The 11563-nt window shown below is 63.7% G+C and carries 9 protein-coding genes; 6 read left to right on the forward strand and 3 right to left on the reverse strand.

The annotated features are described in order from the left end of the window. Nucleotides 1-79: 79 nt before the first annotated feature. Nucleotides 80-2242, forward strand: a complete 2163-nt coding sequence (locus tag P6U23_RS35520; RefSeq protein WP_407176943.1) for a malate synthase G — start codon at nt 80-82, stop codon at nt 2240-2242. A gap of 197 nt (nt 2243-2439) precedes the next feature. Here the strand turns inward: P6U23_RS35520 and P6U23_RS35525 are convergent, their stop codons facing one another. After that, complete coding sequence (locus tag P6U23_RS35525) at nt 2440-2595, reverse strand: Thivi_2564 family membrane protein (RefSeq protein ID WP_157449927.1); 156 nt, start codon at nt 2593-2595, stop codon at nt 2440-2442. 310 nt (nt 2596-2905) lie between these two features. Between P6U23_RS35525 and P6U23_RS35530 the strand changes: the two genes are divergently transcribed. Both P6U23_RS35530 and P6U23_RS35535 read left to right on the forward strand, forming a co-directional pair. Beyond that, nucleotides 2906-4999, forward strand: a complete 2094-nt coding sequence (locus P6U23_RS35530) for a methyl-accepting chemotaxis protein (protein ID WP_407176944.1) — start codon at nt 2906-2908, stop codon at nt 4997-4999. 346 nt (nt 5000-5345) lie between these two features. Further along, nucleotides 5346-7439, forward strand: a complete 2094-nt coding sequence (locus P6U23_RS35535; RefSeq protein WP_407176945.1) for a methyl-accepting chemotaxis protein — start codon at nt 5346-5348, stop codon at nt 7437-7439. Between the two features lie 16 nt (nt 7440-7455). Here P6U23_RS35535 and P6U23_RS35540 read toward each other — a convergent pair whose 3' ends face one another. Both P6U23_RS35540 and P6U23_RS35545 read right to left on the reverse strand, forming a co-directional pair. Beyond that, a complete protein-coding gene (locus tag P6U23_RS35540; protein ID WP_407176946.1) occupies nt 7456-8112 on the reverse strand; it encodes a DUF2865 domain-containing protein in 657 nt (218 codons plus the stop codon). Between the two features lie 7 nt (nt 8113-8119). Further along, nucleotides 8120-8899, reverse strand: a complete 780-nt coding sequence (locus tag P6U23_RS35545; protein WP_407176947.1) for a L,D-transpeptidase — start codon at nt 8897-8899, stop codon at nt 8120-8122. A 233-nt stretch (nt 8900-9132) separates the two neighbouring features. On the opposite strand from P6U23_RS35545, the gene P6U23_RS35550 reads away from it, so the two are divergent. The 3 genes from P6U23_RS35550 (at nt 9133) to P6U23_RS35560 (ending at nt 11392) form a co-directional block, all read left to right on the forward strand. Beyond that, nucleotides 9133-10245 carry an AI-2E family transporter gene (locus tag P6U23_RS35550; protein WP_407176948.1) on the forward strand — a complete coding sequence of 371 codons (1113 nt, stop codon included), beginning with the start codon at nt 9133-9135 and terminating at the stop codon, nt 10243-10245. A gap of 74 nt (nt 10246-10319) precedes the next feature. After that, a complete protein-coding gene (locus P6U23_RS35555; RefSeq protein ID WP_407176949.1) occupies nt 10320-10685 on the forward strand; it encodes a YqjD family protein in 366 nt (121 codons plus the stop codon). A gap of 254 nt (nt 10686-10939) precedes the next feature. Further along, a complete protein-coding gene (locus tag P6U23_RS35560; RefSeq protein WP_407176950.1) occupies nt 10940-11392 on the forward strand; it encodes a hypothetical protein in 453 nt (150 codons plus the stop codon). The last annotated feature ends 171 nt before the right edge of the window (nt 11393-11563 follow it).

The following is an 11563-nucleotide window of genomic DNA, read 5'->3' on the forward strand; positions in this document are numbered from 1 at the left end:
AAGGGCGTCCCCGCCGCCCCTTCGCGGCGCTTTTGCCGTTATCCCCGAAAGCGCTGTTTGCTCGCGAGAAAAGACCATCATGACGCGTATCGAAGCTCACGGATTGAAGATCGCCCCGGTCCTGTTCGATTTCATTGCCAAGGAGGCGGCACCCAAGACCGGGATCGACCCCGACGCGTTCTGGAAGGGGCTTGCCGCGATCATCCGCGATCTCACGCCCAGAAACCGCGAGCTGCTCGCCGTCCGCGACACGCTGCAGGCCAAGATCGACGACTGGCACCGCGCCAATAAGGGCAAGCCGGTCGATATCAATGCCTATACCGCCTTCCTGAAGGAGATCGGCTATCTCCTGCCCGAGCCGGCGACGCAAAAGGTGGAAACGGCCGATGTCGACGAGGAGATCGGCAAGATCTGCGGACCGCAGCTCGTCGTCCCCCTGACCAATGCGCGTTACGCGCTGAACGCGGCGAACGCACGCTGGGGGTCGCTTTACGACGCCTTCTACGGCACCGACGCGATCCCGCATGATCCGAGCGAAACCGGGAAAGGCTACAGCAAGGCACGCGGCGACAAGGTGATCGCCAAGGCCAAGGCCTTCCTGGATGCCGCCGTGCCGCTCGCAACCGGCAGCCACACCGACGTCAGCGCCTATAGCGTCGTTGCCGGACAGCTCGCGGTGAAGCTGAAGAGCGGCAACGCCACCGCACTGAAATCGAAGGAACAGTTCGCCGGCTACCAGGGTGATCCCGCCGCGCCCTCGGCCGTTCTGCTCGTCAACAACGGCCTGCATATCGAGATCAAGATCGATCGCAGCCACGTCATCGGCAAGGACGATCCCGCCGGCGTCGCCGACATCATCATCGAGGCGGCGGTCTCCACCATCCTCGACATGGAAGACAGCGTTGCCGCTGTCGACGCCGAGGACAAGGTGCTGGTCTATCGCAACACGCTCGGCCTGATGAACGGCACCTTGTCGGCCGATTTCGACAAGGGCGGCAAGACCATGACCCGCTCGCTCCACGGCGACCGCGTCTACAAGACGCCCGATGGCAAGGAGCTCACGCTGCATGGCCGCAGCCTGCTCCTGATCCGCAACGTCGGCCATCACATGTTCACCGATGCGGTGCTGGACGAGAAGGGCGAGGAGATTCCGGAAGGCATGCTCGATGCCGCCGTCTCCGGCCTGCTCGCGATCCACGACCTGAAGGGCCTTTCCAGGGTGAGGAACAGCCGCACCGGCTCGGTCTATATCGTCAAGCCGAAGATGCATGGCCCCGACGAGGTCGCGCTGACCTGCGACATCTTCGAGCGCGTCGAGAAGATGCTGTCGCTGCCGGTCAACACCATGAAGGTCGGCATCATGGACGAGGAGCGCCGCACAACGGTCAACCTCAAGGCCTGCATCCAGCAGGCATTGAAGCGGATTGTCTTCATCAACACCGGCTTCCTCGACCGTACCGGCGACGAGATTCACACCTCGATGGAAGCGGGTCCGATGATCCGCAAGAACGAGATGAAGTCGCAGCCCTGGATCAAGGCCTATGAGGACTGGAACGTCGATATCGGCCTGATCGACGGCCTCCCCGGACACGCCCAGATCGGCAAGGGCATGTGGGCCGCGCCCGACAAGATGGCCGACATGCTGGCGCAGAAGCTGGCGCATCCGCAGGCCGGCGCCACCACCGCCTGGGTGCCCTCGCCGACCGCGGCGACGCTCCATGCATTGCACTATCATCAGGTCAACGTGCTTGCGCGCCAGCAGGAGCTCGCCAAGGGCGGGCCGCGCGCCAAGCTCTCGGACATTCTCACCATCCCGGTGTCGAAATCGAACTGGGCGCCCGATGATGTCAGGCAGGAGATCGACAACAACTGCCAGGGCATTCTCGGTTATGTCGTGCGCTGGATCGACCAGGGCGTCGGCTGCTCCAAGGTGCCCGACATCCACGACATCGGCCTGATGGAAGACCGCGCCACTTTACGCATCTCCAGCCAGCATCTGGCGAACTGGCTGCATCAGGGCGTCGTCACCGAGGATCAGGTGATGGAATCGCTGAAGCGGATGGCGGCGGTGGTCGACAAGCAGAATGCCGGCGATCCCCTCTACAGGCCGATGGCGCCGTCGTTCGATGGTGTCGCCTTCAAGGCAGCCTGCGATCTCATCTTCAAGGGCCGCACGCAGCCGAACGGCTACACCGAGTACATTCTCACCGCGCGCCGCCGCGAGGCAAAGGCGGCGGGGTAGCCCAGCAAGGCAACATCCCTCCGCACGGTCATTCCGGGGCGCCTCGAAGAGGCGAACCTCAGGTGCGCAATTGCGCACCATAGTTCGATGCTGTCGCATCGCCACGCATCGCCCCGGAATGACCAAGTTTCCCACCGCCTCAATGCATCGCCGGAAGAATACGGAAGGCCATGTGATGGGGAGGCCAGGCCAGCCCGCTAGAACACGGCGAGATATTTCAAGAGCGAAACGATGCCGATGATGATGACCACGACCCGCGCGATCTGCTTGGCGCGGCCGTCCAGCGGCAGCATGTTGATCAAATAGAGGACAAGAATAACGACAAGAAAAGTGACGAGAACGCCCACAATCATTGGCAGCCCCTCAAGCCGAAATGGTTGACGCGCCGTTAACGCCGCTCGGCCGGTTCGGGTTCCCGTCGCGGAACTTCTTAAGTAACCCTTATTCTCAAGCTGCGCGACACCTAAAGCGCGATGAGATTGAGTTGAATCGTCATCGCGCTTTAGCTCTTTGATCGAGCATGATCTTTTCGGAAAACCGCGACACGCTTTTCCGGATCATGCTCTCGAATTCTTCCTAACCCCGTAATTCTACGGCAGCCATGCTGGCTAAGTATTTACCGTTGCCGGGCCAAATGCATGGGGGGAATTTTGGGGGGCCGCCATGCTGAACCGTCTAACCGTATCCACGCTGCTTCAGGCCGTGATCCTGACGACAGCGCTCGTCATCATCGCCATGTTTTCCCTGACCGCGTGGGACTCCTGGCAACGCCTGCAGGTGACGAACCGGATCGCGCTGGTCGCGGACGCATCGGCAAGCATGTTCAAGGCGATGGATCGCCTGCGCAGCGACCGTTCGACGAGCAACCGGGTCCTCACTCAGGACGAGAAACTCGACAGCGCGATCGATAAATATGTCCGCGACCTGCGCGATATCGAGATGCCGGCCATGAGCCACGCGCTCGAGGTGCTCCCAAAAATCGGATTTGCGCAACAAGAGACGCTGATCCCGGAGTTCGACCGCCTGTTCAGGACGCTGACCGCGAAGCAGAAGGAATTCTGGGAGGAAATGAGCAAGCCGACGGCGTCACGCCGCATCGCACTCGGCAAAGAGTATATGGACACGGAAACCTCGCTGCTTGAGACGCTCGACAAGCTTTCAGGCATTCTCGCCGCCGAGGTGAACCATCAGGATGCCACCGTCGACCAGTTGCTGCTGATCAAGCAGAGCGCGTGGCTGCTTCGCAATACGGCGGGCGAAGCCTCGCTCATCGTTTCGAACGGTTTGGCCGCCGGCAAAATCACGCCCGAAACCAGCCGTGCTTATACAAAGTGGGTCGGCGGCATCGAGATCGCCTGGAAGGCACTGCAACTGGCGATCGGCGGCATGCAGCTTCCTCCGGCGATGTCCGCGGCGATGGAGGTCAACAAGACAGCCTATTTCGAACCGGACTACACCGCATTGCGGGACCGCCTCGTCAACGCGCTGGTGAGCGGCGAGAAACCGGAAATGGTGGCCAACCGGTGGAGCCCCTACACGGTCGGTCGCCTTTCCGCCGCGGTTGCCGTCGCCGACGCCGCGCTCGAGGCCGCCAAGGCCTATATCGCCGACCAGCATTCGGTGGCGCTGCGCTCGCTCGTCATGCAGGTCTGTTTCCTGCTGGCGGCGATCGTACTGTCCTGCGGCGCGATGCTGATGGTGAGCCGGCGCGTGATCAGGCCGCTGCACAACATCCGCGACGCCATGCTGAAGGTCTCCGCCGGTGATCTCGCCGTCGAGACCGGCTATGTCGCACGCAAGGACGAGATCGGCGCGCTCGCCGGCGCCCTGGAGATCTTCAAGCAGCAGGCGAAAGACAAGCTGAAGATCGAAGCGCAGGAGCGCGAGCGCAATGCCGGCGCAGCGGCACGCCAGCGCGCGGTCGAAGCCTATGTCGCGGAGTTCGAGGGCGCAGTGCGCCAGAGCCTCATGCAATTGAGCGAAGCCTCCGGCGGCATGCGAAGCACGTCGGCCGATCTCTCGAAGGTCTCGCGCAAGACCAACGAGCGGGTCGAAGTCGCCCGGAAGGCCTCGAATGAGGCCTCGCTTAGCGTGGAGAGCGTCGCCTCCGCCTCCGAGGAGTTGAGCGCTTCCATCAACGACATCAGCCAGCAGGCGGCGCATGCCGCAGGGATCGCCAGCCGGGCCGTCGAAGAGGCGCGCCAGACCGACGGCACCGTGCAGGGCCTTGCCAAATCGGCTGGACGCATCGGCGAGGTGATCGGGCTGATCAACACTATTGCCGCCCAGACCAACCTGCTCGCCTTGAACGCGACCATCGAGGCCGCGCGCGCGGGCGAGGCCGGACGGGGGTTTGCGGTGGTCGCCTCCGAGGTCAAGTCGCTGGCCAGCCAGACCGCCAAGGCGACCGACGAGATCTCCGAGCAGATCGCCGACATTCAGAAGGTGGCGGGCGAGGCGATCGACGCCATCAAGCGGATCGGCGGCATCATCGGCGAGGTCAACGAGGTGGCGACTGCAATCGCGGCCGCGGTACAGGAGCAGGGCGCCGCGACGCAGGAGATCACACGCTCCACGCAATATGCCGCGCAAGGCACCAAGAACGTCTCGGAAAACATGACCGGCGTCAAAACCGACGCCGACGCGGCAGCGGCGGCCGCCGAGAATGTGAGGCTGGCCTCCGAGACGCTGGAAACCCAAAGCCAGCACCTCGGCGATCAGGTGTCCGGTTTCCTCGGCAAGATCCGCGCGGCTTGAGTTGCGGCCGTCCCGCGCCGCCGCTGTCACCGTCACCCCGCGCAAACGGCTTTGCCCTTTGTCGCCGGACGAGCCGCAAACGCTGCGGCTCGAAGCACGACGGCTCACCAGATCATGATCCGATTAGACGCAATCGGATCATGATCTCATCTCTTTGTTTGAGCATGATCTTTTCGGAAAGCCGGTTTCCACTTTTCCGGATCATGCTCAAGCGTGGCGCTCGGGGTCTCGCTCGACGTCCCGGGAATCCCGGTGTGGTTGCAGGCGGGGAGCCGCCCAACCCTGATGATGGGGTGAATATTTTACCTTTTTGGCGCCTTATGACGGCTCACACTTGGGGGCTGTCATGCTGAACCGCATCACCGTTTCTGCACTGCTGAAATTCGTTATGACCATCATGGCGGCCAGCGTCGCCATTCTTTTGGCCCTGGGCGCGTGGGATTCATGGGAGCGGCTGCGGGCTGCCCAGCGCATCTCGGTGATCGCGGACGCTTCGGCGGATGCCTTCCGCGCCATGCATAATCTGCGGACCGACCGGTCCACGACATTTCGCTCGCTGAACGCCGACGTTCCGATCGCGGCCGAAACCGAACAATATCTTCGCGGCCTCCGGGAGGCCGAGAGTCCGGCGCTGCGGACTGCGCTCGAAGTCCTGCCGCAGACGGAGTTCGAGGGCAAGGCTACGCTGCTCCCCGAGTTGCAGCGGCTTTCGCAGGATCTGTTCAGATTGCAGACCGAAACCTGGGATCAGATCCATCAGCCGAAGGCGTCGCGGACTCCCTCCCTCGCCAAGGAATATTTCGACAACAATGACGCCCTGATCGCCAATCTGGAAAAGATCTCGGCTGCCCTCGCGGCCGCGGTGAACCACCGCGACGCGGTGGTCGACCAGCTTCTGGCGATCAAGCAGACGGGATGGTTGTTACGCTATACCAAGGGCGACATCGCGATCATGCTGTCCAATGCGCTCAACAGCGGCAAGCTGACCGCGGAACAGCAGAAGAGCTATCTGAAGCTCAGCGGCGGGACCGAGACCGCGTGGTCCGCGCTGCAGCTCTCGGCCTCGGGCATGCAGTTGCCGCCGAGCCTCACTGCGGCGTTTGCCGAGGTCAAGTCGGCCTATTTCGACCCGCAGTTTCTCTCGCTGTGCGACCGGCTCGTGAATGCGCTGGTCACCGGAGAGAAACCGGAAACGACGGCAACCAGCTTCACGCCCCTGATCGTGGGACGCATGAGCAGCGCGGTGAAGCTCGCCGAAAAAGCGCTCGAAGAAGCCAAGATCTACACCGCGACGCAGATCGCCGCCGCGCGGCAGTCGTTGATCCTGGAATTGGTGCTGCTGGCGGCGGCGCTGGGCGTGGCGTATGCCGGCATGGCCGCGGTCAGCCGTCGCGTCATCAAGCCGCTGCACGCGATTCGGGACACCATGCTGAAGGTGGCTTCCGGCGATCTCGCGGTCGAGATCGGCTATGCCGACCGACATGATGAGATCGGCGCGTTGGCCGGCGCACTGGAAATCTTCAAGCAGCAGGCCGAAGACAAGCTGAGGATCGAGGCCCAGGAGCGCGAGCGCAACGCCGGCGCGACGGCACGCCAGCAAGCGATCGAGGTGCATGTCCGCGAATTCGAAAGCCAGGTGCGCCAGACGCTGCAGCAGCTCAGCGATGCTTCCAACCAGATGCGGGCCTCCTCTTCCAGCCTGTCGACGGTCTCGCGCCAGACCAACGAGCGCGTCGAGATCGCGCAGAAGGCCTCCGGCGAAGCCTCGATGAACGTCGAGAGCGTCGCCTCCGCCTCGGAAGAGCTCAGCACCTCCATCAACGACATCAGCCAGCAGGCGGCCCATGCGGCAGGCATCGCCAGCCGCGCCGTCAACCAGGCGCAGGAAACCGACGGCACGGTGCAAGGCCTTGCCAAGTCGGCCGGCCGGATCGGCGAGGTGATCGGACTGATCAACACCATCGCCGCGCAGACCAACCTCTTGGCGCTGAACGCCACCATCGAGGCGGCGCGTGCCGGCGAGGCCGGCCGTGGCTTCGCCGTGGTCGCTTCCGAGGTCAAATCGCTGGCGAGCCAGACCGCGAAGGCGACGGACGAGATTTCCGAGCAGATCGCGGACATCCAGAAGGTCGCGGGCGAGGCCATCGACGCCATCAAGGGCATCGGCGGCATCATCGGTGAAGTCAGCGAGGTCGCGACTGCCATTGCGGCCGCCGTTCAACAACAGGGCGCCGCGACGGAGGAGATTTCCCGCAGCACCCAGCAGGCCGCACACGGGACCAAGAACGTCTCCGACAACATCACCGGCGTCAAAGCCGATGCGGATGCGTCAGCCGCCGCAGCCGAAAACGTCCGGCTCGCCTCCGAGACGCTGGAGGCACAGAGCCAGGCCCTCAGCAACCAGGTCAGCAAATTCCTCGGCAACATCCGCGCGGCCTGACGGATGCGTGTGCGCGCTACCGGCCCGAGGCGACCACGGGCAAATGGCGGTAGCGCGCCTGCGCCGATTGCGGCAGCGGCGTGAAATTCGCGCCGCCGCGCCGATCGGCATCGCGGGTGGCCACCTCGAGCCCCTTGGCGCCGGCGACGATATCGCCCTTGCGCAGCGTCGGATCGTTCTCGATCGAGACGCGCGCGAGGCCGGCCGGATTCTTGCCGTTGCAGGTGCACCCCGCCACGAGCTGATCACGGTAGCGGAATGCGTTGGGCAGCTCGGAATAGGGTTTGCCGTTCTCGGTCACCGCCTCGTTGATATCACTGCCATAGACCAGCGTGGTGTCGCTCGCGGGACAAAAGCTGTTGCAGATTTCCGCGCGGCTCTTGTTGTCGGGACCGGTCACCGGGAAATAGCGCCCATCGCAGGTGCGCACACACCAAGCCTGGCCGCTGCCATAGGCGAGGCGATGACGCGGCGGCTCGACGGGGACGTCGTCACGGCCGAACGGAAAGGCAAAGGGCGACGCTTGTGGCGGCGCCGGTGGCCGGGCGCCGAAGGCGCGGAACAATGCGGAAAGGAAATCTTCCGCATGAGCCGCGAACGGCAGACCGGCAGCACCCAAGCCAAGCACGACGGCGAGCGCTGTTCTGATGCCGATTGCTGTGCGCATCGCCATCCCCGGCTCAGTCGACGCGAGCGACCGGAACGGTCATGGCCTGGCGGCCCGCCGGCAACGTCACGACCGGCCGCGTCGTGACCGGCGTTGGCGTCAGTCGGCGCGCCTGCAGCGGCACGTTCTTCGGCAGCACCACCACCTTGGCCCCGATGCTGACGCGGTTGAACAGATCGATCACGTCTTCATTCGTCAGGCGGATGCAGCCTGAGGAAACGAACTTGCCGATGGTGGTCGGATCGTTGGTGCCGTGGATGCGGTATTCGCTCGAGCCGAGATACATGGCGCGGGCCCCCAGAGGATTGCCGGGACCACCAGCCACGAATCGCGGCAGATAAGGCTGGCGAGCAATCATCTCCGAGGGCGGATACCAGTCCGGCCATTCGGACTTGCGGCTGATGGTTTCGACCCCTGACCAGGTAAAGCCCTGGCGGCCGACGCCGACGCCATAGCGGATCGCCTTGCCGCCGCCGAGCACGTAATAGAGCACGGTATCGGCCGTATCGATGATGATGGTGCCGGGCGCGTCCTTGGTGTCGAGGTTGACGACGGCGCGGCGCAGCCGGTCCGGCAAGACGCTGTCTTCGCCCCTTGCGGCATCCGGAGCCGCCGGCGCGTTCGTCATGTAGCCGCCCGGCAATGCACGCGGTTCGCTCGGCGCGTAGCCGAGCGCCTGAGCATTTGACGCGCCGGCAAACAAGCCGCACGCGAGCAAGGAAGCGCCGGCGAGGATGATTGCGCGGCAGGCGCGCGAAGACGATTTGGGCGTGGCGGAGAAAATCCTGGTCATGTGCTGCCCCATGAAGTGGACGCGCATCGCGTTGATGCTCCGCTTCTACAAACGCCGTTGACGCACGCGGGGTTCCGGCGTGCGCCGTTGCGAACACGACACTGTCAAGTTCACTGAATTTCACGTTTCCGCGACGGAACCTTCCGCGCGTCCGGCAGCTTGTTAGCGAAGGCCTTCGGTGCGAAGGCGCGACTTCACCGCGACTGCTGCGCTGTGCGGGATTTTGAACCATCGTGCGAGTGCTCCCCAGTGAACGCCTCCTGTCTCATGCACCCGAAGGCGCGCCGACGCCCGAGGGCCAGGGCGAGCTGCCGCCGGTCATTCGTCGCGCGGAAGTCGTCGCGTTCACGCTGACCGGTCTGCTTCTCATCAGCGTCGTCGCCGCGCTCTATGTGGCAAAGGCCTTCTTTCTTCCCGTGGTGATGGCTTTCGTCGTCGGCACCATGCTGTCGCCGGCGGCGAACCTTCTGGAGCGGTACCGCGTTCCGCGCCCCGTGGCGGCGGTTCTGATCGTGGCCGCCGTCGCCGCGGCGGCCGCGTTCATCATCGGGCTCTTCTCCTCGCCCTTAATGGAGTGGAGCACGCACCTGGGTGAATTTGCGGCGCGGCTAAAGGAGAAGCTGCAAGTGTTCGACCGGCTGCTCCCGTTCTGGCAGCAGTTGCAGCGCCTGTTCGGAGGCTCGGGCACGCTGTCGAATTTCGAAGTCCCAAAATTCGAGTGGGTACAGCCGACGATCCAGTTTCTCTCGCCGACCTTCACCGAGTTTCTGCTGTTCTTCGCCACTCTCGTCCTGTTCATCGCGAGCTGGCGCGACCTGCGGCGGGCCCTGATCATGACCTTTGGCGATCACAGCGCGCGACTGAGGACGCTGCGCATCCTCAACGAGATCGAGGTCCATCTCGGCACTTACCTGCTCACGGTGACCCTCATCAACATCGGCGTCGGGCTCGCCACCGGCATCGTCTGCGCGATCGCGCAGATGCCCCGTCCGGCCGGACTTGGCGCGCTGGCCGCGACGCTCAATTTCATTCCTATCATCGGGCCGATCGCCACCTTCGCGATCCTCTGCATCGTCGGGATCATCGCGTTGCCAAGCCTTGGCGCGGCGCTGATCGCCCCGCTGGCGTTTTGCGGCATCGCCTTCCTGGAAGGTCATTTCATCACCCCCACCATCATCGGTCGCCGCCTGGCGCTCAATGCGCTGGCCGTCTTCCTCGGTATTGCATTTTGGACCTGGCTATGGGGGCCGATGGGCGCATTCCTGTCATCGCCGCTTCTGATCGTCGGCCTGATCCTCAAGGAGCATCTGCTGCCGGGCGATTCGCCGCAGCTACCGCCCGAGTAGGGGGTTTCCGGTCGGGAACTTCCAGCAGGCCGCCGCGTTCTCGGCTCGACCAACGCAATTCCTGGGAGCTTCCGATGGTAAGCACCGACAGCTTGACGCGTGAAATCGGCGACGAGGCAAGCTACGAGCGTCTCAAGAAGGATCTGATCAACGTGAAGGACGACATCGCAGCCCTGACCGCGCAGATCACGGACGCACTCAACAATCTCGCGGGCACGGCCAAGCGGCAGGCCCGGCAGGGCTATAGGCAGGCCCGGAGCAATGTCGATTCCACGGTGAGCGATCTCTCCGAACGGAGCGGGGCGATGATGGATGCGGCGCAGGATGCCGCCGGCTCGCTCGAGGAGACGATCGAAGACATCATCACGCAGCGGCCGCTGACGACTGTCGGGCTTGCGCTCGGCCTCGGCTTTTTGATCGGCGTCACTTGGCGCCGGTAGAGCATGATCGGGACCCGCAGGGCCGCATCAGCGCAAGAGTGCGGGGCGGTTTTCCGAAAAGATCATGCTCAAAGCAGAAACTGGAGCAATGACGATTTCATCCGATGTCATCACGCTCCAGCCACTACCGGAGTTATGGCGATCCGCGGAGCCCGTGATGGTTGTCACCAAAGCCGCAAGCCTTCTGAGTGAATGGCGGCGCTGGTGGAGGACGCTCGCCTTCGTTGACGCGCTCTACCAGTCGAGGCGCAAACATGTTTCAACGCATCATTGATGACGTGAAGGACGCAGCCTCTTCCCGGCTGCAGCAGGGGGTGCTGATCGGGATTCTCGGCCTGGTGTTGCTTGTTGCCGTCGCCTTTCTCCTCGCCGCAGCTCTCATCTTCGTGGCTCAAACCTATGGCGGAATCGCCGCCTGCCTCGCCGGCGCCGCCTTCTTCTTCATCATCGCGATCGTCGTCGGCATCTGGTACGCCGCCCGCAAGCGCCAGAGCGAGGCGCGGGCCCGGGAGCGCGCCAGGGCCATGGCGCGCAACGTCCTCGCCGATCCGGCCGTTCTCGCGGCAAGCCTGAACATCGTTCGCACGGTCGGCGTGAAACGGCTGATTCCGCTGCTAGCTGTCGGAGGGCTGGCGCTGGGATTCTTGATGAGCCGGAGTGCGGCGCAAGACCAAGCGGCAGAGGATCAGGCGACGCCGGCCGAATAGTCGGAAGCGAAACCTCGACCGACGCGCACGATCGCGCGAAGGCGAAACATCATAGTCGTCCGTGAAAATGAGCCGAGGCCGTTGAGCGGGAATCGGTTTTTGGCGCCGGTTGCGGTTTTGAGATTGCAAGCTTTCGAGGGTTGAGGCCTCGAAAGCTTGCAATTTCGTTTT

The organism is Bradyrhizobium sp. STM 3562 (assembly GCF_045571435.1).
GTDB lineage: Bacteria > Pseudomonadota > Alphaproteobacteria > Rhizobiales > Xanthobacteraceae > Bradyrhizobium.